Consider the following 23096-nt stretch of genomic DNA (forward strand, 5'->3'; position numbering starts at 1 on the left):
GTGATGGGAAGCCGCCAGGTCTCACGCACCGCGATCGTCGCCGCGCCGCCCGAGAAGATCTTCGGGCTGCTCGCCGATCCGGCCCAGCACCCGCTCATCGACGGATCCGGCACGGTCCGGGCCGCCCAGTCGGGCGGCCCGGACCGGCTCACGTTGGGCGCGAAGTTCGGCATGGACATGAAGATCGGCGCGTCGTACAAAATCCTCAACACCGTCGTCGAGTTCGAAGAGGGCCGGCTCATCGCCTGGCGGCACTTCAACGGCCACCGCTGGCGCTGGCGCCTCGAGCCCGTCGGCGACGGCCGCACCGAGGTCACCGAGACGTTCGACTGGTCGACGGCGAAGTTCCCGCTGGCCATCAGCCTCAGCCCGTTCCCGCGCAAGAACGCCGAGGGCATCGAGAAGACCCTGGCGCGGCTCGGGCAGCTGTTCCCGGCCTGACGCGGAGCCCTCCCAAATTAGTTGTACAGTGCTTAATATTGTCCGTGCAACTAGTTGGGGAGTGCGGTGCCGCAGCCGGTGCGCCGGCGGGTGGTCCTGGCCACCTGCTGCCTGAGCCTGTTCATGGTGGGGCTCGACAACACGATCGTGAACCTCGCGCTGCCCTCGATCCGCCGTGAACTGGGCGCGTCGGTGTCCAGCCTGCAGTGGACGATCGACGCGTACACGCTGGTGCTGGCGAGCCTGCTCATGCTGTCCGGCTCGACCGCGGACCGGATCGGGCGGCGCCGGACGTTCCAGACGGGGCTCGCGCTGTTCAGCCTCGGGTCGCTGTTGTGCGGGATCGCGCCGTCCATCGGGCTGCTGGTCGCCTTCCGCGCGCTGCAGGCGATCGGCGGGTCGATGCTCAACCCGGTCGCGCTGTCCATCGTCGCGAACGTGTTCACCGATCCCCGGGACCGCGCCCGCGCGATCGGCGTCTGGGCGGCGGTGAACGGGCTGAGCCTGGCGGTCGGCCCGGTGCTCGGCGGCGTGCTCGTCGACTGGGCGGGCTGGCGCTCGATCTTCTGGATCAACGTCCCGGTCGGCATCGCCACGATCGTGCTGACGGCGGTGTTCGTCCCCGAGTCGCGGGCCCCGCGCCCGCGCCGGCTCGACCCGGTGGGGCAGCTGCTGGTGATCGTGCTGCTGGCGTCGCTGACCTACGGGATCATCGAAGGCCGCGGCTCGGGGACTTCGGTGGTGGTGGGCTGTTTCCTGGTCGCCGCCGCGGCGCTGGCGGTGCTGCTGCCCTACGAGCGACGGCGCCGGGATCCGTTGCTGGAACTGAGGTTCTTCCGCAGCGTGCCGTTCTCGGGGGCGACGCTCACGGCGGTCGCCGGGTTCGCGGCCCTGTCGGGCTTCCTGTTCCTGACCACGCTGTACCTGCAGGAGACGCGCGGGTTTTCGGTGCTGCACGCGGGGTTGCTGACGCTGCCGATGGCGGTCCTGACGGCGCTGGGCGCGCCGTTGTCGGGCCGGCTGACCGGCGCGCGCGGCCCGCGGCTGCCGCTGCTGGTGGCCGGCGCGGGGATCGCCGCGTCCGGCGTGGTGCTGGCGGGCATCGGCCCGGCGACGCCGATCGCCTGGGTGGTGACGGGGTACCTGTGCTTCGGCATCGGCTACGGCCTGCTCAACGCGCCGATCACGAACGCGGCGGTGTCCGGGATGCCGCGCGAGCAGGCGGGCCTGGCCGCGGCGGTGGCGTCGACGAGCCGCCAGGTGGGGATCTCGCTGGGGGTGGCGGTGATCGGCGCGGTGGTGGCGGCGGACGTCGGGACGCCGCCGGGCACGGGCCACGCGGTGTGGGCGATCGTCGCGGGGTGCGGCGTGCTGGTGTTCGTGCTGGGCCTGGTGACGACCGGCCGCTGGGCGCTGGCGACGGCCGCCCGCGTCAATGGTTCGGACCACAAGTCCGCTCCGGTGGCGTGATCGCGGTGTCCCGCCGCTGGTGACCGCGGGTGCCGACCCTGGTGGTCCGGACCACCCCTTCCTCTCGCGCGTCGAAGACGTCGAAAAACTTCCGGCGAATCCGGTGAACCGCCCGAGTCACCGAGCCGTGTCCAGGAGTGAGGTGGTGATCAGAGAGGAGGGGCACATGCCCCGGTTGAGCAGTGGTCGGCACCGCAAGCAGGCGACCGTCGGGTTGGCCGCGTTGCTGGGTGTTTCCGGCATCACCGCGGCGGCCATCGCGTTGAGCAGTCCCGCGGGCAACGCGGCCGAGGCGCCCAAGGAGAACTGCGGGGGGCTCGACACCGCCCTGCAGAACAACCTGAACTTCATCGCGGGCCAGCAGGCGAACCCGGACGCGCAGTCGGCCGCGCGGATCGCCAACCGGCAGGCGGTCGTCGACCTGATCCAGCAGCGGCGGCAGGTCGCGGGCTGCACGGCGAACGTCGCCGCGAACAACGGCCAGACCGCGCAAGCCCCGGCTCAGCAGGCTCCCGCGCAACAGGCGCCGGCCCAGCAGGACCAGCAGCAGAACCAGTCCGGGGTGGACACCGGCGCCGTCGGCGACGTCGTCTGCCCGGGTTCGACCGTGACGCTCTCGGGCGAAGGCGGAGCGCCGGCCGCGTCGAGCAACCAGTTCCCGGCGGGGACGAAGCTGAAGGTGACCAACCTGGACAACTCGAAGTCCACCACGGTGGAGGTCACGTCGGTGTCGGGCAGCTGCACGCTGCTCAACAACGCGGCCTTCGAACAGGTTCGGGAACCCGGAAAGTTCCTCATCCGGCGCGCACGGATCGAGCGCGTCGGCTGAGGGAGCAGGGAAGGAGGGGGACACCGGCGGCGGGCCGGTGTCCCCTTCCCTTGTGTCCTAACGGAAGCTGATCTGCAGCACCGGGTCGCCGGTGCTCGCGAAGAAGTCGTTGCCCTTGTCGTCGATGACGATGAACGCCGGGAAGTCCTCGACCTCGATCTTCCAGACGGCTTCCATGCCGAGCTCGGCGTACTCGAGGACGTCGACCTTCTTGATGCAGTCCTGCGCGAGCCGCGCCGCCGGGCCGCCGATCGAACCGAGGTAGAACCCGCCGTGCGACTCGCACGCGTTCGTCACCTGCTTCGAGCGGTTTCCCTTGGCCAGCATGACGAGTGAGCCGCCGGCGGCCTGGAACTGCTCGACGTAGGAGTCCATCCGGCCGGCGGTGGTCGGGCCGAACGAGCCCGACGCGTAGCCTTCCGGCGTCTTCGCCGGGCCGGCGTAGTAGACCGGGTGATTCTTCAGGTAGTCCGGCATTTCCTCGCCGGCGTCGAGGCGCTCGGCGATCTTCGCGTGCGCGATGTCGCGCGCGACGACCAGCGGCCCGGTGAGCGAAAGCCGCGTCTTGACCGGCAGCTGCGAGAGCTGCGCGCGGATGTCCGCCATCGGCCGGTTGAGGTCGATGCTCACGACGTCGTCGGAGAGGTCTTCCTCGGTGACGTCGGGCAGGAACTGCGCCGGGTCGCGCTCGAGCTGCTCGATGAACACGCCGTCGGCGGTGATCTTGGCCTTCGCCTGCCGGTCGGCGGAGCAGCTCACGGCGATGCCGACGGGGCAGCTGGCGCCGTGCCGGGGGAGCCGGATGACGCGGACGTCGTGGCAGAAGTACTTGCCGCCGAACTGCGCGCCGATGCCGAACTGGCGGGTCATCTCCAGCACCTGCTGCTCGAGGTCCTGGTCGCGGAAGGCGTGGCCGAGCTCGGAACCCTCGGCGGGGAGGTTGTCGAGGTAGCGCGCGGAGGCGAGCTTCGCGACCTTCAGGTTGAACTCGGCCGACATCCCGCCGACGACGATCGCCAGGTGGTACGGCGGGCAGGCCGCGGTGCCGAGGCTGCGCAGCTTCTCGTCGAGGAAGCGCGCGAGCCGCTTCGGGTTCAGGACGGCTTTCGTTTCCTGGTAGAGGAACGTCTTGTTGGCGCTGCCGCCGCCCTTGGCCATGAAGAGGAACTCGTAGGCCGGGGCGTCCTGCCCGTCCTTGTGGTAGAGCTCGACCTGGGCGGGGAGGTTGGTACCCGTGTTGCGCTCGTCCCAGAAGTTCACCGGCGCCATCTGCGAGTACCGCAGGTTCAGCTGCTGGTAGGCGTCGAAGATGCCCTGCGAAAGGGCGCGCTCGTCGTCACCGCCGGTCAGGACGCCTTCGCCGCGCTTGCCGATGACGATGGCGGTCCCGGTGTCCTGGCACATGGGCAGCACCCCGCCGGCGGAGATGGCGGCGTTGCGCAGCAGGTCCATGGCGACGAAGCGGTCGTTGCCACTCGCTTCGGGGTCGTCGACGATGGCTTTGAGCTGCTTCAGGTGTGATGTACGCAACAGGTGCTGGATGTCGGTGATCGCGGTGCGCGCGAGGGTGGTGAGTGCTTCCGGGGCGATCTTCAGGAACTTCCGCCCGGCGGCTTCGACGGTCTCGACGCCCTTGTCGGTGACCAGCCGGTACTCCGTGGTGGTGTCCTTGCCGAGGGGGAGGACTTCGGTGTGCTGAAACGTGGTGGTGGACGGCACTGCCAGGCTCCTTTGCCAGCTCCGGGATCGGTCCACCCTACGGGGGGTGGTTCGGCACCGGGCAGAAGCGTCCGATCACTGTGGGCCACCCCACGCGGTTTTGCGTTCGGCGGGGGGCTTGGTGTCTCCGCAACGCTGGGCTTGGTATCCCCCACAACCCCGAAGCCTGATTGTGACTACGGCCGGCGGTACCGCGTCAAGGCGGGAAAGATGCCTTGACCCGGCACCGCCGGCCGTGTTCTGGCTTCGGATCGGGGTTGCGGGGAGGTCTGGCTGGTGGGGGTGTGGGTTGCGCTGCCGGCTTGCGTTTGCGGGAACTCTTCGGTTCGGAAGGCTGGCCGGCTTGGCTCACGGACGTTGGTCGGGAGGCCGGGTCCACCCCGACGGACCCGACCTCCCGGGGGAAGCTTCCGGATGCGTGCACATCCGGTTGCGAGGTCTGTGCCGGTACTTCGAGGCTGGCGTGACGAAGGTCATAAGTCAACGCTGCCGAACGGGTACCAGCGGAGGGTTGTTACCCACGCCCGTCGGCGGCGAAACCCGCTTTTCGTGAAGAATTTTCTTTGCGAGCCGCGTTAAACGCGGAACCGCTGGTCGAAGACGCGCGAAAGGGGCGGGTGCAGAGTGCACCCGCCCCTTTACCGGAAGCGATCAGCTGGCGTACGCGCGGAGCCGGTCGGCGCGCTCGCCCTGGCGGAGCTTCGACATGACCTCGCGCTCGATCTGGCGGACGCGCTCGCGGGACAGCCCGAAGTGCTTGCCGATCTGGTCGAGCGTGCGCGGCTGGCCGTCGTCGAGGCCGTAACGCAAGCGGATCACGTGCTGCTCGCGGTCGTCCAGCGTTGCCAGTACGCGGCGCAGGTCGTCCTGCAGCAGGCCCGAGATCACGGCGCTTTCCGCGTCCGTTGCCTCGGAGTCCTCGATGAAGTCGCCCAGCGGGGCGTCCTCCTCCGTGCCGACCGGCATGTCCAGGCTTACCGGGTCACGCGAGTGGTCGAGCAGGTCGGAGATCTTGTGCGCCGGGATGCCCGACTCGGCCGCCAGCTCGTCGTTCGTCGCGTCGCGCCCGAGCTGCTGGTGCAGGTCGCGCTTGATGCGGGCCAGCTTGTTGACCTGTTCCACCAGGTGGACCGGGAGCCGGATGGTGCGGCCCTGGTCGGCCATCCCCCTGGTGATGGCCTGGCGGATCCACCAGGTGGCGTAGGTCGAGAACTTGAACCCCTTGGAGTAGTCGAACTTCTCCACCGCGCGGATCAGACCCAGGTTCCCCTCCTGGATCAGGTCGAGCAGCGGCATCCCCCGGCCGGTGTAGCGCTTGGCCAGCGAGACCACCAGGCGGAGGTTCGCCTCCAGCAGGTGGTTCTTGGCCACGTGCCCGTCGCGGACCAGGGCGGAGAGCTCCTTGCGGCGCTTCGGGGTGAGGTTCTCCCCGGTGTCCAGCATGTGCTGGGCGAAGACGCCGGCTTCGATGCGCTTGGCGAGTTCGACCTCGTCGGCCGCGGACAGCAGGGCCGTCTTGCCGATGCCGTTGAGGTAGACGCGCACGAGGTCGGCGGCGGGGCTCTGGGCGTCGAGGTCGGCGTCGGTGAGCGCCCCCACGCTCAGCGACGACGGCTCCTCGGACACCTGAGCCGGGATGCGCTCGCGAATCCCGCGCGACTCGCGTTCGAGAGTCTGGACTGACATTCTGCCTCCCCGGTCACGGGCTGAACGTGCTGCTGCGGTCGTCCCACCGGGTGCGTACCCGCGGACCGGGGCCTGTGGAACCCGGTACGCCGGTCCGGCCGGCTTGGCTGGACATCTGGCACAACGCTCCGGGTTTCCAAAACGTTCCCGGCTCGCCTGAAAAGGAGACGGCTGCCGGCGCGCTCCGGTTGCTCGACCATTGCTGAGCTTTTGCTGAGAACGTCGAGGAGGCGGTGAACCTGAGAATACCGTGTGAATCGGGTCAGGAAGTGAACGGTCCCGCTGTGGTCTAGACCTCTACGAGAACCGTGAACGGACCGTCGTTGACGCTCGAGACCGCCATCATCGCCCCGAAACGCCCCGTGGCGACGGTGGCGCCGCGGCCGCGCAGCTCGGCCACGACGGCGTCCACCAACGGCTCCGCGACCTCCGGCCGGGCGGCCCGCGTCCACGACGGCCGCCGCCCTTTCTTCGTGTCGCCGTAGAGCGTGAACTGGCTCACCACGAGCAGCGGGGCATTCGCCGTGGCGCATGATTCCTCGTCACGAAGCACGCGCAGCTCGTGCAATTTGCGCGCCATCGTCACGGCCTTCGCCGCGTCGTCGTCGACGTGGATTCCCAGCAACACAAGCAAACCCGGCTCGTCGATCGCGCCGACGACCGCACCCGCGACGGTGACGTCCGCCCGGGTGACGCGCGCCGCGACCGCCCTCATCGGCCCGCCGGGACGAGCATCCCGTGCCGGACGAGTTCGCGGACGACGGGCAACGCGGTGGCGGCCAGCTCCGATGCGTCGAGTCCTTGCGAGAACGCGAGGAGCTCGATCAGGTCCTCCAGCGGCAGTGCGCCCCGGCAGCCGGCGAGCAGCCGCGCGGCCAGGTCGTCGACCTCGTGCTGCCAGCCCGGCCCGTCGGTGCGGTGCAGGCGGCGGATCTGCGTCGCCCAGCCCTCGTCGCCGGGTTCCTCGACGCTTTCGAGCAAAACCGTGTCGGGCACCACAAAACGGACATCGAGTAACGAATCCCCTGATTCACGCAGCCATTCCACGCGGTCCAGCCAGCCGGCCGCTTCCGGGCCCAGCGGGTCGTCGTAGGCCTGCCGGAGGTCTTCGCAGACGACGGTCGGGGTTCGCCCGGACGCGCGCCGCAGCGTGACGAAGCCGAAGCCGATGCCCCGGACGTCGTTCGCCGCGAACCAGTCGAGCCACGCCGCCGCTTTCGCCCGGCCTTCCGGCGAGCGCGGGTCGAGGCCCGCGTCCCGTAGCCAGGTGCCGACGTACAGCGCCGGGTCGGCGACGTCGCGCTGGACGAACCACGCGTCGGTCTCGGCGGGCAGCCAGCGGCTCACCCGGTCGGCCCAGTCCTCTTTCCCGGTGTGCACCCAGGAGGCGAGCAGCTGGCCTACGCCGCCCTCGTTGAGGAAGCCGGGCAGCTGCCGGACGACCAGCGCGCTCGCGTCGTCGCCGGCCAGTCCGGAGTCGCGGTAGGTGTAGTCGACGCGGGCCGGCCCGACCACGAACGGCGGGTTGCAGACGACCTGGTCGAACTTCCGCCGCGCGACCGGTCCGAACCACTCGCCGCGCACGAGCTCGACGTCCAGCTCGTTCAGCCGGAAGGTCGCCGCGGCCAGGGAGAGGGCCCGTTCGGAGACGTCCGTGGCGGTCACGCGCTGGGCGTGCCGGGTCGCGTGCAGGGCCTGGACGCCGTTGCCGGTGCCCAGGTCGAGCAGGGTGCCGACCGGGCGGCGGCTGGTCGCGCGGATCAGCGACAGCGACGCGTGGCCGACGCCGAGCACGTGGTCTTCGGGGACGGTGGTGCCGAGCACGTCGGCGTCGAGGTCGGACACGACCCACCAGGAGCCTTCGTCGTCGCCGTGCGGGCGGATGTCGAGCGCGGCCCGGTATCCCTCGGCTGCCGACGAGAGCACTCCCGCGGCCACGGCGTCCTCGGGCGAAAGCGGCGCGAACGCGGCCTTGACCGCGGTCTCCGGCTCGGTGCCGCCCAGCAGGAACAGCCGGATCAGCGTGCCGAGGTCGCCGGCGTCCCGGCTCGCGCGCTCGGCCGGCACCGGCTCGCCGCGGCCCAGCGCCGCGTGCGCGGCCCCGCCGAGGGCAGCCACCACGCCGTCGGCGTCGTAGGAGGTGCGCCGGAAGGCCTCGCGCAGCCGCGCGCAGACGTCGTCGGACAGGTCGGGCAGTACGCTTCGCGTGCTCACGGTGGGTAATGCTGCCACGATGGCCCCCGTGACCCTTGAACGCGCCCTCGCCCCGCTCGACGCGGCGCTGCCCGAGCTCGAAGCGCTGTACATCGACCTCCACCGGCACCCCGAGCTGTCCTTCGCCGAGACCCGCACGGCGGCCGAGCTGGCCCGGCGGCTGGAGCGCGACGGCTACGAGGTGCACACCGGCATCGCCGGCACCGGGGTGCTGGGCGTCCTGCGCAACGGCGAGGGCCCGACGGTGCTGCTGCGCGCCGACATCGACGCGCTGCCGGTCGAGGAGAAGACCGGGCTGTCGTACGCGAGCACCGCCCGCGGGACCGACGAGCACGGCAAGGACGTCCCGGTCATGCACGCGTGCGGGCACGACATGCACGCCACCTGGCTCTCCGGTGCCGCCGCGCTGCTCGCGAAGGGCCGCGACACGTGGTCCGGCACGCTTCAGGTCGTCTTCCAGCCGGGGGAGGAGGGCGCGGGCGGCGCCGCCGCGATGGTCCGCGACGGCCTCTTCGACCGCGCCGGCACGCCCGACGTCGTGTTCGGCCAGCACCTGGTGCCCGGCCCGGCCGGCTGGGTGCTCACCCGGCCCGGCGTGATCATGGCCGCGACGGACACGCTGCGCATCACCCTGCACGGCCGAGGCGGCCACGGCTCGCGCCCGGAGACGACCGTCGACCCGGCCGTGCTGGCCGCGTCCGTGGTGCTCAAGCTGCAGACGATCGTCTCGCGCGAAATCGCCGCGACCGACTCCGCCGTGGTCACCGTCGGCTCGCTGCACGTGGGCACCGCGAGCAACGTGATCGCCGACGACGCCGTGCTGGAGGTCAACGTCCGGTCGTTCGACCAAGCCGTGCGCGAGCGGGTGCTGGCCGCGGTCGAACGGATCGTCAACGGCGAAGCGGCGACGGCCGGCGCGCCGAAGCCGCCCGGCATCGAGCGGTCGGGCGCCTACCCCGTCACCGAAAACGACGAAGCCGCCAACAACGCGCTCACCGAGGTCTTCCGCGGCCACTTCGGCGCCGACGTGGTGCTGCCGGCCCCGCTGGTCACCGGCAGCGAGGACTTCAGCGAGTTCGGCCGCGCGGCCGGCGTGCCGTCGGTGTTCTGGCTGGTCGGCGGCTTCGACCCGCAGACGGTCATCACGGCGATGACCGAGGGCCGGTTCGAAAGCGACATCCCGTCCAACCACTCGCCGCGCTTCGCCCCGGTGCTGCACCCGACGCTGCGCACGGGCATCGAGACGTTGGTCACCGCCGCGCTCTCCCGAATGTCCCACCCAGGTGTCGGATGACCGTCACAGGTGGGACGATGGGACGTGGAGGTGGTGCAGTGACCACGCCCGCCAAGGACTCGGACCCGGTGCTGATCACCGGGGCGGCCCCGTCGTACGAAGAGCAGTTCGCCGCCCGCAAGCGCAAGTACGTGATCATGATGGCCTGCCGGATCCCGTGCCTGATCCTCGCGGGGCTGACCTACCACACCTGGTGGCTCGCGCTGGGGTTCCTGGCGATCTCGGTGCCGCTGCCGTGGGTCGCGGTGCTGATCGCCAACGACCGCCCGCCCCGCAAGTCCGAGAACGTCTCGACGTACCAGCGCGAGGCGAAGGCGATCGAAGGCACCAACCACCGCGTGATCGACGGCTGACGAGCGGCACTTTCACGTGAAAGTGCCGCTTCTGAGGCGGAGCTTTCACGTGAAAGCTCCGTTCTAGACCGGCTGCGGGCCCACCTTCCCGACGGCCAGCGCGCCCAGCCGCGTCCCGTGCCGCAAGATGTCCACAGTGGACTCCCCGGCCAGCCAGCCGGTGAGCACGCCCGCGTCGAACGCGTCACCCGCGCCGGTCGAGTCGATGCACTCGGCCTCGACCGCCGGCACGCTCGTGACGCCGCCGGCGTCGACCCAGCTCGCGCCCTCCAGCCCGGCCGTCACCACGACCGCGCCGACCGTGCCGAGCAGTTCCTTCGCCGACGCCGGGTCCGCCGAGCCGGTCAGCGCGACCAGTTCCTCGGTGTTCGGCATCAGCAGGTCGACGCCGCGGACGTCGTCGAGGAACGCCGCCGGGTCGGTGATGTGCGCGGCGGCCTGCGGGTCGACCGACGTCGTCAAACCCGCTTCGCGCGCGGCGGCCAGGGACGCCAGCCCGGCCGCGCGCGACGGCGGGTCGAGCAGCACGTATCCCGACAGGTGCAGGTGGCTCGCCCCCGCCAGTGCCTCGGCGGTGACGTCCTCGGGGGCGAAGCGCTGGTTCGCGCCGCGGTCGGCGAGCATGCTGCGCTGCCCGGAGCCGTCGACCATCACCACGACGCAGCACGTCGGCGCCTCGGCGTCGACGGCGAACGCGCACCGCACGCCCGCCGCCTCCAGCTCCGCGCGGATCAGCCGGCCGCCGGGGTCGTCGCCGATCCGGGCGACCAGCGTCGTCTCCGCGTCGAGGGAGCGCAGCCACAACGCCGTGTTGGCGCCCGAACCGCCGCCGGTGAAGCGGATCTTCGCGCGCGCGTCCCCGCCGTGCGGCAAGGGCTTGTCGTGCCGGGCGATCACGTCGAGGGCCGCGTCGCCGACCACCACGATGCCGCTCATGCCAGCGCCACCGCGACTTCGGCGGCGAGCTTCGCGTTGTTGAGCACCAAAGCCTCGTTGGCGTCGATGCTCACGCCGCCGCTGGCCGTGTGGAAGTGCTCCAGCAGCACCGGCGTGACGTCGGCGCCGTGGACGCCCTGCTCGGCCACCAGCGCGAGGCCTTCGGCGAGCAGCCGGTCGTGCAGCTCTCTGTCCATTTCGGACGCTTCGGGGATCGGGTTCGCCAGCAGGACACCGGAACCCGCGTACGCGCGGTGCGCGGCGACCACGGCGGCGGCCTGCTTCGGGTCGTCGACCCGCCAGCCGACCTGGTGCCCCGACGAGCGGAGGTAGAACGCCGGGAAGTCGTCGGTGCGGTACCCCAGCACCGGCACCGAGTTCGTCTCCAGCACTTCCAGCGTCGCCGGGATGTCGAGGACCGACTTCACTCCGGAGCAGACGACCACGGTCGGCACCTTCGCCAGCACGCCGAGGTCGGCCGAGACGTCCCACGACTGCGCGGCGCCGACGTGCACGCCGCCGAGCCCGCCGGTGGCGAACATCCCGATGCCGGCCGCGGCGGCCAGCGCCGACGTGCTCGCGACGGTCGTCGCGCCCGAGCGGCCGAGGCCGACGGCCGGGCCGAGGTCGCGCAGCGAGAGCTTGTCGAGCCCGGCGTCCGCCGCGCAGACGCGCTCCAGCTCGGCGGGGGAGAGGCCGACGACGACGCGCCCGTCGAGCACGGCGATGGTGGCGGGGACGGCCCCGCCGTCGCGCACGACGCGCTCGAGCCGCCGGGCGACGTCGAGGTTGCGGCCGGGCGGCAGGCCGTGGGACAGGATGGTGCTCTCCAGCGCGACGACAGGGTGCCCGTCACGCAGCGCCGAGGCGACCTCTTCGTGCAGGTTGAGTGGGGTGGTCACGAGGAACCATCATCGGTGATCGTCCCGGTCGGCGCGCCAGTGGGTCAGCTCGGCGGTGAGGTTCTTTTCCGCAGCGGTCGCCCAGCGTGCCCGCGCGGCTGCGCTGCGGTAGAGCGGCCGGGCGAGCATGCCCTCAAGGACGGCGATGCGGCCTTCGCGCCAGACCTCGTCGGGGTACTTCGCGTACTCCTGGCGCACGCCTTCCGCGTAGATCGCGTAGTCCTGGGCGGGCGCGCCGAGGATGGCCAGGTCCGCGTCGAGGAGCGCGGTGGCGAGGTGGTCTTCCGGTGGGGCGTCGTGCTTGATGGTCGCGAGGATCAGGCCTTCGACGCGCTCGATGTGGGCTTCGGCGACCCCGGCCAAGGCTTCGTGGGCCCAGCGCGCGCTGGCGCGTTCGTCGTCGCCGGGCTTCGCGTCGTAGACGACGTCGTGGGTCCACGCGGCGACGGCGACGATCGCGCGGTCGGTCTCGCCGAGGTCGCCGGCCAGCCAGGCGGAGTCGCGGACGACGGCGGTCGCGTGGTCGAGCGTGTGGTACCGGCGGTGCGGCTCGCCGTAGCGGGCCTGGAGTTCGGGCCAAGCGCCGGAGGTGCCGCCGAGGACGGCGATCGCCTCGGCCCACTCCATCAGTCGAAGATCCCGCGCGGCCGGGCGACCTGGTCGAGCCAGTCGTCGAGCTGCTTCTCCCAGTTCACGTCGGGCTTCATCGTGAACATGCCGAGGAAGTCCTGCCCGCGGCCGCCGAAGCCGCCGGTCTTGCTCACCCGGACCCGCTTGGTCACCTCCAGGACGACGTCCGTGCGGTCCGCCGACGCCAGGAACGTCACCGCCAGCTGCGAGAACACGCTCGCGAAGCGCGGCGAAGGCGTGAAGCGGACTTCCTGGAAGAACGGCAGCTGCTGCTGGGCGCCGTTGATCCGGCCCTGCTCCAGGATCGCCTCGCGGAAGGTGAAGCCGGTGCGGCTCAGCGCGTCGAGGACGCGCTTCTGCGCCGGGAGCGGCTCGATCGCGACGGCGTCGGCGTCGAACGGGTCGGAGACCGACGTCGCCAGGTCGAGCTCGGCCCGGACACCGACCGCCATGCCGGTGAGCGGCTTGCCGTAGACGCTGGTCACCGGCGTCTCCCACGGCAGCGGAACCTCGAACGGGACGCGCACCTGCTGCCCCGCTCGGATGACCTCTTTTCCGACCAGGTGTTGCGTCCCGAAGGGGAGGTCTTCGGTCTTGTCCGCGCCGGGGACCTGGACGCGGGCCAGCAGGGTCACCGCGAGGCCCTTGATCTCCTGGTCGACGTCGCCGCCGGCCAGCAGGACCTCGCCGTGCAGGGGCCGGCCGGGGGTTGCGGTCCGGTCGAGGAGGCGGGCGTCGACCTTGGCCCCGCCCGAGCCGAACGTCGCGAGCACCTTCTGGAACATGCCGCAGATCCTGCCAGGCCGGAGACCTTTCGCGCGGGGACTCAGGCACAATGGCCGGGTGAGCACCGAGACGCTGACGAAGCCGGAAACCACGCCCGAGGGCACGGACACCACCGACGACGACACCCCGAAGATGTTCCACTACGTGAAGAAGAACAAGATCGCCGAGAGCGCGGTCATGGGCAATCACGTGGTGGCGCTGTGCGGTGAGGTCTTCCCGGTGACGAAGTCGCCGAAGCCGGGTTCGCCGGTCTGCCCGGCCTGCAAGGAGATCTTCGACGGGCTGCGCCCGGGGGAGTGACCCCGGCGCCCGGACCCGGCTGACGTCGTCCGCCGGGGCCGGAGGCTGTCCGGAAAGGGACAGATCCCCGAACAAACGTGAAAACCCTTCATAAGACGGGTGTGCGCGGGGTGGGACGCCTGGTAGATCCAGGGCACCAGGTTCCCTCACCCACCGGAGTCGCACATGCGCAGAACCGGGATCGTCCTCGCCGTCGCCGCCCTGCTGACCGCGTTCGCCCCCGCACTGGCCCAGGCCGCCACGGGCTGGACGGAGGTCGGGTCCGACCACGCCCGCGCCCTCGACGAGAGCCAGGGGCTCGCCACCATCGTCCGGCCGTCGGGCACCACGATCCGCTACACCGGGATCGGCACCATCCCCGCCGACCTGAACTCCCAGGGCTGGAACCACGTCGGCGACCCCGGCTCGGCCCAGGGCTGGTACGTCGAGCCCTACCAGCGTGACGACCGCGGCGCGAAGCTCTTCCGCGTCCAGGCCCCGGACGGCTCGTGGGCGAACTACAAGCACAACCTCGAGTCGTGGGAAGCGAACAACAACTCCTTCGCCGCGGTGTCGCCCGACGCGCGCTGGCTGGTGGCGGGGGAGTGGGGCACCATGGACCGGCTCCTGGTCCACCCGATGCCGGGCGTGGTCGCCACCGACCCGGTCGCCAACCTCCCCCTCGCCGGGACGATCCGCCTGGACCACCAGGTCCGCGACGTCCAGGGCTGCGACTTCCAGACGGCGACCCGCCTGCTCTGCGCGTCCGACGACCCGGACGGCAGCCTCTTCGGCACGACGAAGCCGCTGCTGCAGGTGGATCTGGCCGGCCCGCTGTCCGGTTCGGACGTCGCCGGGCACGTGACGTCGCTGGGGCAGCTCCCGCTGCGCAGTGGCTGCAGCGGGTCGTTCGAGGTCGAGGGCATCGACTTCGACGAGCGTGACGGCACCCTGCGCGTGATCGTGATGTCGCCGAGCATCTGCATCCTCTTCGACAGCATGACCTACCGCTTCCGCCAGTGAACGCCGAGGGCCCGGCACTTTCACGTGAAAGTGCCGGGCCTTCGTGCGTTCCGGGACGCGTAGCTTTCACGTGAAAGCTACGTTTTGGGTCAGGCGGTCGGGGCCGGGTCCAGGGACTCCGAGGCCGGGGCCTTCGCCGGGTTCCGCTTGGCTTCGCGACGCGCGCGGCGCCGTTCCTTGCGGGTCTCGACCATCGTGTAGAGCGTCGGGACCAGCACCAGCGTCAGCAGCGTCGAGCTGACCAGGCCACCGATCACCACGATCGCGAGGGGCTGGCCGATGAACCCGCCCTGGCCCGTGATGCCCAGGGCCATCGGGACGAGCGCGAAGATCGTCGCCGCCGCGGTCATCAGGATCGGCCGCAACCGGCGCCGGCCGCCTTCGGTGACGGCGTCAGCGACGCTCATCCCCTCCGCCCGGTACTGGTTGATCAGGTCGATCAGCACGATCGCGTTCGTCACCACGATCCCGACCAGCATCAGCATGCCGATCAGCGCCGGCAGGCCGAGCGCGGTGCCCGTCGCCAGCAGCAGCCCGATCGCGCCGGTCGCCGCGAACGGGATCGACACGAGCAGGATCAGCGGCTGGATCAGGCTGCGGAACGTCGCCACCATGATCAGGAACACGATCGCGATCGCCGCCAGCAGCGCCAGGAACAGGTTCGAGAACGCCTCCTGCTGGTCCTGGCTCACGCCGCCGAGCGAGTACGACGCGCCGCCGGTGAACGTCAGGCCGTCCAGCTTGGACTTGATGTCCGCGGTCGTCTTGCTCAGGTTGTCCCCGGTGTTCTTGGCGGTGACCGTGGTGCTGAGGTCGCCGCCGGTGCGGTGCACCGACGCCGGGCCGTCCACAGTGGACACCTTCGCGACCTCGTCGAGCCGGACGACACCCGTCGCGCCCGGGATCGGCAGGGCCTTCACCTGGCCGACCGTCACCGGCGCGGTGCCGGCGCGCAGCACGATGTCCGTGCGCTGCCCGTCGACCGGCAGCTGCGTCACCGTCCGGCCGGCGATCGCCTGGTTGGCGACCTGGCCGATGGTGCTCGCCGACAGCCCGCGCGCGGCGGCCGCGGCGTCGTCCACCTCGACCTGCACCCGCGGCGAACCGACGGCCAGGTCACTGGACACCTCGGTCAGCCCGGACACCCCGCCCAGTGCCTGCACGACCTGGTCGGACGCGGGCTTGAGCGCAGCCTCCGACGGCGCGGTCACCGTCACCGAGACCTGGTCGGAGTTGAAGCCGGACGCGTCCGCGCCGATCTTGACCTCGCCCAGCTCGGGGCGCGAGGTCAGCTTCGACCGCAGCCGGTCCGACAGCGCGTCGAGGTCGGTGTCCTTCGCGACGGTGACCGAGATGCTGGTGTTGGTCCCGCCCCCGAAACCGAACGCGCCCCCGCCGCCGATGCTGACCTGGTAGGTCTGCACCGCTGGCTCCGCGGCCAGCGCCTGCTCGACGGCCGTCGCCGCCTTCTCCTTCTCCTCGACGCTCGTGCCCGCGGGCAGCTTCTGCGTCATGTTCAGCGTGGTGCCGCCGGACTGGTCCAGGAAGTTCGTGTTCAGCCGCGTCGCGAGCCCGACCGTGCCGGCGAAGATCAGCAGCGCCAGCAGGACGACGGTCAGCCGCCGCTTGGTCGCGAACCGGATCACCGGCAGGTAGGCGCGCTGCAGGAAGCTGCGGCGCTCCTTCTCGACGGCGGCTTCGCGAGCGCGTTCGGCTTCGATGGCGTCCGCCGGGACCTCCGGCCGCTTCAGGAACCAGTACGCCAGCACGGGAACCACGGTCAGCGAGACGAGCAGCGAAGCCAGCAGCGCCACCGTGACGGTGATCGCGAACGGCGAGAACAGCTCGCCGACGAACCCGCCGACGAACGCGATCGGCAGGAACACCGCGACGGTCGTCAACGTGGACGACGTCACCGCGCCGGCCACCTCGCGCACGCCGTCGAGCACCGCCCGCTGCTTCTCCTCGCCGTAACCCAGGTGCCGCTTGATGTTCTCCAGCACCACGATCGAGTCGTCGACCACCCGGCCGATCGCGATCGTCAGCGCGCCGAGGGTGAGCAGGTTGAGCGAGAGGTCGCCGGTCCACAGCGCGATCAGCGCGACGACCACCGACAGCGGGATCGACACCGCGGTCACCAGCGTCGAGCGCACCGACAGCAGGAACAGCAGGATCACGAGCACGGCGAACGCCAGGCCCAGCAGGCCTTCGGTGGTCAGGCCGCTGATCGCGTCCTTCACCGGCGTGCCCTGGTCGAACACGACGCTCATCTCGGAACCGGTCTTCTTCGCCAGGTCCGGCAGCTTGTCGCGGACGGCGTCGGAGATCGCGACGGCGTTCCCGTTGTCCACCATGGTGATCGAGAGGCCGAGGCTGGGCTTGCCGTTGGTGCGCGTGATCGACGTCGGCGGCGCGAAGCCGGTCTGGACGTCGGCGACGTCACCCAGCTTCACCGGACCGCGCGCCGGGGTGCGGGACGCGCCCGCACCCGCGGCGCTCGGTGTGAGGTAGAGGTTGCGGAGGGTGTCCACAGTGGTCTGCCCGCCGCCGACCTGGACGCTCAGCGTCTTGCCGCCCTCGGTCAGCGTGCCGGCCGGCACGGCGGCGCCGGCGGTCTGCAGCGTGGTCGCGATCGACGCCGGGTCGACGCCGGCCGCGGCCAGCTTCGCGTAGTCGAGCGTGATGGTGACGCGCGGCTGCTGCACGCCGGTGACGGTCACCGTGCGGACGCCGTCGATCTTGCGCAGCTCCGGCGCGACCTGGTCGGTCAGCGCGGGCGCGAGCCGCTGCGGGTCACCCGAGGTGCCCGCGGCGACCAGCACGACCGGCAGGTCGTCGGTGCTGCCGGCGGACACGGACGGCTCGGAGCTCTGCGGCAGCCGGGGCCGGACCTGGTTCACCGCCTGCTGGATCTGCGAGACCGCGGCGTCGAGGTCGGTGCCGAACGCGAACTGCGTGACGACGCGCGAAACGCCGTCCGACGACGTGGAGTTGATCTCCTCCAGGCCCTTCAGCCCCTGCAGCGCGCCTTCGAGCGGCTCGGTGACCTGCCGGTCGACCGCGTCCGGCGACGCGCCGGCGTAGGAGGTGACGATCTGGGCCTGCGGGAACTGCAGCGACGGGAACAGCTGCTGCTTGATCTGCGGCAGCGCGAAAGCGCCGAAACCGACGACCACCAGCGCGAGCAGGCCGATCAGGCTTCGGTTGCGCAGGCTCAGTCTGGCCAGCACGGACATGGCTTCGAAAACCCCCTCGGGAATGACGCGACGACCGACGCCGCCGCGCACGACCCGCTGAGCGTGCCATGTCCGACCTGAGGAGCGACTCAGTCTGGGGGTGGATTCCGGGTCGTCCCCTGGGAGGAGACGCGACCCTGAGCAGCGCTGGGTGCCGGTTCGGCCGCGCTCGGTGACGGTGCGTCCTCTTCGGACGGTGCGGCTGCGGGTGGTGCTTCGTCCGCCGGGGTGTCGCCGTTGGCGGAGACGTCTTCGGCGCGCGGGCGCTTGAGCGGCATCGTCGTGCGCTCCCACAGCTTGCGGCCGTCTTCCGAGCGCAGCCGCTCGGAAGCGCGTTCCATTTCCAGCCGCCGCCACTTGCGCCGCTGGCGCCGGGTCGCCTTCGCCGGCCACAGCTCCTGGATCGCGCTGTTGAAGTAGGCGCCGCCGACGACGGCCAGCCCGATGAAGAACATCAGCAGCAGGAAGGCGATCGGCGCGGCGAGCGCGCCGTAGGTGTAGCCGGTCTTGGTGATCCAGTTCAGGTAGATGCGCAGGCCGACCGAGGAGAGCAGGAACACGACCATCGCGAGCACCGCGCCGGGCAGCCCGCGGTGCCACGGCAGCTTCCGCGGCAGGGCCAGTTTGTACAGCGTGGTCAGGGCGAGGGTGATCATCACCCCGAGCGTCGGGAAGTAGAGCGCGCTCACCCAGGACGCCACGGTCGGGCGCCAGTCGGCCGGGAAGAACTCCGGCAGCAGGTCCGGGCCGATCGCCAGCAGCGGCAGCCCGACGACCAGGATCACCAGGCCGCACAGGTAGAGCAGCAGCGCGAAGATCCGCTGCCAGACGTCGTTGCGGACGCCGTACTGGTCGTGGGCGACGGTGATCGCGTCCACGAAGGACGACATCGCCGACGAACCCGCCCACAGCGAGATCAGGAAGCCGACCGAGACGATTTCGCCCTTGCCGACGGTGAGGATGCTGTTCACGGTCGGTTCGATGATGTCGTGCACGGCGTTCTGGCTGAACACGGTCCGGCAGAAGCCGATGATGCGGTCGTGCACCGCGGCGACGACGTCCTGGCCGAACCACTCGCCGACGAACCCGAGCGAGCCGAGCAGCCCGAGCAGCAGCGGGGGCAGCGACAACGTCTGCCAGAAGGCCGCTTCGGCGGCCTCGGAGAAGATGTTGCCTTCCCAGGCCTTGGCGAGCGTGCGCGTGAGGAGGCGCCACGGCCCCCTGCGGGCCACCTTCGTCGCTGCGGACGGCTGCACCTCACCCATGACGTGTCCAGCATGGTCCATCCGTGCTGATTTGGCTCGTCACACCCCCTGCGGCCGGGCGTGTCGGGGGACATCACCCGTGCCGGTGCCCGGAACTGTCGGACCCGGCCGGTAGACTCGTCCCAGTGCCCTCACCGCAGCCGCCAGCTTGGTTGTCACAGCCGAAGTCGGTACCACAGTGAGGGTTTTCGCACGTCAAAGGCATGAGCGAGGGGGAGGACCGGCATGACGGAGACGCAGCTCGGGGCGCCTCCCGCGGAGAAGGACTCGACCGCGCGCCCGCTGCGGGCGTGGCAGCGGCGGGCGCTCACGAAGTACCTGACGCGGCGGCCGAAGGACTTCCTCGCGGTGGCGACGCCCGGTGCCGGCAAGACGGTGTTCGGCCTGCGGATCGCCGCCGAGCTGCTGAGCGACCGCACGATCGAGGCGGTCACCATCGTGACCCCGACCGAGCACCTCAAGCACCAGTGGGCGGCCTCGGCCGCCGCGGCCGGCATCGCCATCGACTCGAACTTCCGCAACACCACCGGCGTCACGTCGTCGGACTACAACGGCGTCGCGCTGACGTACGCGCAGGTCGCGGCGCACCCGAACCTGCACCGGGTGCGCACGGAGAACCGCAAGACGCTCGTGATCCTCGACGAGATCCACCACGGCGGCGACTCGAAGTCCTGGGGCGACGCGATCCGCGAGGCCTTCACCCCGGCGGTGCGGCGGCTGTCGCTGACCGGGACCCCGTTCCGGTCCGATGACTCGGCCATTCCGTTCGTCACGTACGAGCCGGACGCGGGCGGGTTCCAGCGCAGCAAGGCCGACCATTCGTACGGCTACGCGGACGCGCTGGCCGACGGCGTGGTCCGGCCGGTGGTCTTCCTCGCGTACTCGGGCGAGGCGTCCTGGCGCACGAGCGCGGGCGAGGAGTTCACCGCCCGCCTCGGCGAGCCGCTGACGGCGGAGCAGAACGCCCGCGCCTGGCGCACGGCGCTCGACCCGGCGGGCGAGTGGATCCCGGCGGTGCTGCAGGCGGCCGACACGCGGTTGTCGCAGGTCCGCCAGCACGTGCCGGACGCGGGCGGCCTGGTGATCGCGACGGACCAGGAGTCGGCGCGGGCGTACGCGAAGATCCTGGAGCGCATTTCGGGCGAGATGCCGACGCTGGTGCTCTCGGACGACCCGAAGGCGTCGGGCCGGATCAAGGAGTTCTCGGAGACGAAGGAACGCTGGATAGTGGCGGTCCGCATGGTCTCGGAGGGCGTCGACGTTCCGCGGCTGGGGGTCGGCGTGTACGCGACGAGCGCGTCGACGCCGCTGTTCTTCGCCCAGGCGATCGGCCGCTACGTGCGGGCGCGCAAGAAGGGCGAGACGGCGAGCGTGTTCCTGCCGTCGGTGCCGGTGCTGCTGGAGCTGGCGAGCGAGCTGGAGGCGCAGCGCGACCACGTGCTGGGCAAGCCGCACCGCGAGAAGGAGGGCTGGGAGGACGAGCTCCTGGCCCAGGCCAACCGCACCGAGGACGAGCCGGGCGAGGAAGAGAAGGCGTTCACGTCGCTGGGCGCCTCGGCCGAGCTCGACCAGGTCATCTACGACGGCAACTCGTTCGGCACGGCGGTGTTCTCGGGGTCGGACGAGGAGCAGGAGTACCTGGGCCTGCCGGGGCTGCTCGAGCCGGACCAGGTCCGCGCGCTGCTGCGGAAGCGGCAGGAAGAGCAGGTCGCGGACGAGAAGCGCCGCAAGCCGGCGAAGGAAGAGGCCCCGGCCCCGGCGGCTCGGCCCCAGTCGGTGAGCGAGCGGCTGGGTGCGCTGCGGAAAGAGCTGAACGCGCTGGTGGGGATGTACCACCACCGCACGAAGAAGCCGCACGGCTCGATCCACAACGAGCTGCGGCGGGTCTGCGGCGGCCCGGTGACCGCGATGGCGACCGTCGAGCAGCTCGAAGAGCGGATCGTGACGCTGCGGTCCTGGTAGGGGGGTGGCCCGAACCGACTTCGGGCGAACCCGACCCGGCCGGGCAAGCGCCCCAATGTGGCCTTCGGTGCGTCTGACGCACCCAATGTGGCCTTCGGTGCGTCAGACGCAACCAATGTGGCCTTGGGGCGCTCCGGACCGGACCTCGCCCGCTCAGCCGCGCCGACCATGGAACCGGATAAATCCCCTAGTCGTCGCGCCCAACCCGCGCCGCCATCCGCACCGACCACGAACCGGACAAATCGCCTCGTCGTCGCGCCCAACCCACCCGGCACCCCCGCCCCCGCCGAGCCCGCCTCCGAACGCTCGTGAGCGCCGTCGGGGGTCGCCCGGCCGGCTGAACTCCGCCGTCACCGTCCGTTCCTGGTAAGTACCAGCCGCCCGGCGACCGTCCGTACCCCCTCCGTCACCGTCCCACTGCCCGAGCGTCCCCCGTCCGATGGCCCGCCGGGCACCTTTCGCTCCGAAGTTCGCAAGTCGGCGACCAATCAGCGGCCCAGAACGTGGGTTCGCCACCACTCCGCGGCGGATTGCGCTGAGTACACCCCGGCGGAGTACCTTCAAGCCGCGAAGAAACCTGGATGTAACAGAGGGTGAGTGCTGGCGATCACATCGTCAGCGGATCTACTCTTTCCGGGCGACGCTCAGCCTGTGTTGCCGAACCGTGTCCAATTGGTGTCATTTAATCGATCCAGCTATCTTCCCCGCAGCCGCTCAGCGGCATATGTTGTCGCCCACAACATATGCGCGTCGGTGCGCCGGGACCCTCCGGATCACCGCCTCGCAGGGCCCGAGACGACGTCGACGGCCCGCTCGTCACCAATGCTTGGATCCGGAAGGAACGAGGATGCGCAGCAGAACCCTTACCCTCCTCGCCGCCACGGTGAGCACCGGCCTGGTGCTGACCGCTTGCGGTGCCAACAGTTCAGACAGCGGGGGCACGGGGAGCAACTCCGCCTCCTCCTCCGCGCCGGCCGCCGGTGGCGGTGCCAGCGGCAAGGTCGGCGTCATCCTCCCGGAGACCGCCACCTCGGCCCGCTGGGAAGCCTTCGACAAGCCGATGCTGACGGCCGCGCTGACCGCTCAGGGCTTCGAGGTCGACGTCCAGAACGCCCAGGGCGACAACCAGAAGTTCTCGACCCTGGCCGACGGCTTCATCAGCTCCGGCGTCAAGGTCCTGGTCATCGCCCCCGGTGACCCGGCCGTCGGTGCGGCGGTCGAGGCCAAGGCCAAGACCGCGGGCATCCCGGTCATCGACTACGACCGCCCGAGCCTCGGCGGCTCCGCCGACTACTACGTCTCGTTCGACAACGAGAAGGTCGGCCAGCTGCAGGGCCAGGCCATGGCCGACGCGCTGAAGAGCAAGCCGGGCGCGGGTTTCGTCCAGATCGAGGGCGCCCCGACCGACAACAACGCCACGCTGTTCACCAAGGGCCAGGACTCCGTCCTCGACCCGCTGGTCGCGTCGAACACCCTGAAGCGCATCCAGAAGCAGCCGATCAACGACTGGGACAACCAGCTCGGCGGCACGACGTTCGAGCAGATCTTCACCGCCAACGGCGGCAAGGTCGACGGCGTCGTCGCGGCGAACGACGGTCTGGCCGGCGCGGTCATCACCATCCTGAAGAAGAACGGCCTCAACGGGAAGGTCCCGGTCACCGGCCAGGACGCGACCGCCGACGGCCTGATGGCGGTCATGCGCGGCGAGCAGTACATGACGGTCTTCAAGCCGATCAAGGAAGAGGCCGAGTCGACCGCCAAGCTGGCCGCCGCCCTGGCCAAGGGTGACACCGCCGGTGCCGACGCGATCGCGACGGCCAAGCTGCACGACCCGAAGAACAACCGTGACATCAAGTCGGTCCTGCTCACCCCGCAGACGATCCTCGAGAAGGACGTCAAGACCGTCGTCACCCAGGGCTACGTGAAGGCCGCCGAGATCTGCGGTGGCGACCTCGCCGCCAAGTGCAGCACGCTCGGCATCTCCTGAGCCGCCTGTAGTACCCCATGAACAGCCGGGCCGGGACGCGCACCCCGACGGCGCGTCCCGGCCCGGTCCCCACCCAGGAGAAAA

19 protein-coding genes are annotated in these 23096 nt (G+C 70.8%); 9 read left to right on the forward strand and 10 right to left on the reverse strand.

All coding sequences use genetic code 11. The features are described from left to right. The first annotated feature begins 3 nt into the window (after window positions 1–3). The 3 genes from BLV96_RS32105 to BLV96_RS32115 all read left to right on the forward strand — a co-directional run bounded on the left by BLV96_RS32105 (window position 4) and on the right by BLV96_RS32115 (window position 2740). Window positions 4–441, forward strand: a complete 438-nt coding sequence (locus tag BLV96_RS32105; protein ID WP_086681603.1) for an SRPBCC family protein — start codon at window positions 4–6, stop codon at window positions 439–441. Between the two features lie 66 nt (window positions 442–507). Continuing rightward, entirely contained in the window at window positions 508–1911 is a 1404-nt protein-coding gene (locus BLV96_RS32110) for an MFS transporter (RefSeq protein WP_086681606.1), read from the forward strand. A gap of 166 nt (window positions 1912–2077) precedes the next feature. Further along, the gene (locus BLV96_RS32115) at window positions 2078–2740 is read left to right on the forward strand and encodes an RlpA-like double-psi beta-barrel domain-containing protein (RefSeq protein WP_086681609.1); all 663 of its coding nucleotides are present in this window, start codon (window positions 2078–2080) and stop codon (window positions 2738–2740) included. Window positions 2741–2797: 57 nt separating this feature from the next. Here the strand turns inward: BLV96_RS32115 and BLV96_RS32120 are convergent, their stop codons facing one another. The 4 genes from BLV96_RS32120 to BLV96_RS32135 all read right to left on the reverse strand — a co-directional run bounded on the left by BLV96_RS32120 (window position 2798) and on the right by BLV96_RS32135 (window position 8359). Beyond that, on the reverse strand, window positions 2798–4459 hold the full coding sequence (locus tag BLV96_RS32120; RefSeq protein WP_086681612.1) for a fumarate hydratase: 1662 nt from the start codon (window positions 4457–4459) through the stop codon (window positions 2798–2800). A gap of 651 nt (window positions 4460–5110) precedes the next feature. Beyond that, window positions 5111–6145 carry a sigma-70 family RNA polymerase sigma factor gene (locus BLV96_RS32125; protein ID WP_086681614.1) on the reverse strand — a complete coding sequence of 345 codons (1035 nt, stop codon included), beginning with the start codon at window positions 6143–6145 and terminating at the stop codon, window positions 5111–5113. Between the two features lie 289 nt (window positions 6146–6434). Then, complete coding sequence (gene dtd / locus BLV96_RS32130) at window positions 6435–6860, reverse strand: D-aminoacyl-tRNA deacylase (RefSeq protein WP_086681617.1); 426 nt, start codon at window positions 6858–6860, stop codon at window positions 6435–6437. Continuing rightward, on the reverse strand, window positions 6857–8359 hold the full coding sequence (locus BLV96_RS32135; protein ID WP_208608373.1) for a DUF7782 domain-containing protein: 1503 nt from the start codon (window positions 8357–8359) through the stop codon (window positions 6857–6859). Before BLV96_RS32135 ends, dtd begins: the two co-directional genes overlap by 4 nt. Before the next feature lie 28 nt (window positions 8360–8387). Between BLV96_RS32135 and BLV96_RS32140 the strand changes: the two genes are divergently transcribed. Further along, entirely contained in the window at window positions 8388–9653 is a 1266-nt protein-coding gene (locus tag BLV96_RS32140; RefSeq protein WP_086681620.1) for an amidohydrolase, read from the forward strand. A gap of 17 nt (window positions 9654–9670) precedes the next feature. Further along, complete coding sequence (locus tag BLV96_RS32145) at window positions 9671–10006, forward strand: DUF3099 domain-containing protein (protein WP_167379799.1); 336 nt, start codon at window positions 9671–9673, stop codon at window positions 10004–10006. A 63-nt stretch (window positions 10007–10069) separates the two neighbouring features. Here BLV96_RS32145 and BLV96_RS32150 read toward each other — a convergent pair whose 3' ends face one another. The 4 genes from BLV96_RS32150 to BLV96_RS32165 are packed head-to-tail and all read right to left on the reverse strand — an operon-like array spanning window position 10070 to window position 13259. After that, window positions 10070–10942: a carbohydrate kinase family protein gene (locus BLV96_RS32150; RefSeq protein WP_167379800.1), complete on the reverse strand. Its 873-nt coding sequence runs from the start codon at window positions 10940–10942 to the stop codon at window positions 10070–10072. Further along, window positions 10939–11844: a pseudouridine-5'-phosphate glycosidase gene (locus BLV96_RS32155; RefSeq protein WP_086684136.1), complete on the reverse strand. Its 906-nt coding sequence runs from the start codon at window positions 11842–11844 to the stop codon at window positions 10939–10941. The genes BLV96_RS32150 and BLV96_RS32155 overlap by 4 nt, the downstream gene beginning before the upstream one ends. A 9-nt stretch (window positions 11845–11853) precedes the next feature. Then, window positions 11854–12471 (reverse strand): HD domain-containing protein, encoded by a 618-nt coding sequence (locus tag BLV96_RS32160; protein ID WP_086684139.1) that lies wholly within the window; start codon window positions 12469–12471, stop codon window positions 11854–11856. Next, the gene (locus tag BLV96_RS32165) at window positions 12471–13259 is read right to left on the reverse strand and encodes a sporulation protein (protein WP_086684142.1); all 789 of its coding nucleotides are present in this window, start codon (window positions 13257–13259) and stop codon (window positions 12471–12473) included. Before BLV96_RS32165 ends, BLV96_RS32160 begins: the two co-directional genes overlap by 1 nt. A 58-nt stretch (window positions 13260–13317) precedes the next feature. On the opposite strand from BLV96_RS32165, the gene BLV96_RS32170 reads away from it, so the two are divergent. Both BLV96_RS32170 and BLV96_RS32175 read left to right on the forward strand, forming a co-directional pair. Beyond that, window positions 13318–13560, forward strand: coding sequence for a DUF3039 domain-containing protein (locus BLV96_RS32170; protein ID WP_167379801.1), 243 nt, complete (start codon window positions 13318–13320; stop codon window positions 13558–13560). Window positions 13561–13725: 165 nt separating this feature from the next. After that, on the forward strand, window positions 13726–14562 hold the full coding sequence (locus BLV96_RS32175; RefSeq protein WP_086684148.1) for a hypothetical protein: 837 nt from the start codon (window positions 13726–13728) through the stop codon (window positions 14560–14562). Between the two features lie 89 nt (window positions 14563–14651). Here BLV96_RS32175 and BLV96_RS32180 read toward each other — a convergent pair whose 3' ends face one another. Then, window positions 14652–17798, reverse strand: a complete 3147-nt coding sequence (locus BLV96_RS32180) for an efflux RND transporter permease subunit (protein WP_086684151.1) — start codon at window positions 17796–17798, stop codon at window positions 14652–14654. Between the two features lie 89 nt (window positions 17799–17887). After that, entirely contained in the window at window positions 17888–19063 is a 1176-nt protein-coding gene (locus tag BLV96_RS32185) for a YihY/virulence factor BrkB family protein (RefSeq protein ID WP_086684154.1), read from the reverse strand. 225 nt (window positions 19064–19288) lie between these two features. On the opposite strand from BLV96_RS32185, the gene BLV96_RS32190 reads away from it, so the two are divergent. Together BLV96_RS32190 and BLV96_RS32195 are read left to right on the forward strand one after the other, a co-directional pair. After that, on the forward strand, window positions 19289–21025 hold the full coding sequence (locus BLV96_RS32190; RefSeq protein WP_086684155.1) for a DEAD/DEAH box helicase: 1737 nt from the start codon (window positions 19289–19291) through the stop codon (window positions 21023–21025). An 847-nt stretch (window positions 21026–21872) separates the two neighbouring features. Continuing rightward, window positions 21873–23012: a sugar ABC transporter substrate-binding protein gene (locus tag BLV96_RS32195; RefSeq protein WP_091389809.1), complete on the forward strand. Its 1140-nt coding sequence runs from the start codon at window positions 21873–21875 to the stop codon at window positions 23010–23012. Window positions 23013–23096 lie beyond the last annotated feature (84 nt).

Source organism: Amycolatopsis pretoriensis, assembly GCF_900107925.1.
GTDB lineage: Bacteria > Actinomycetota > Actinomycetes > Mycobacteriales > Pseudonocardiaceae > Amycolatopsis > Amycolatopsis pretoriensis.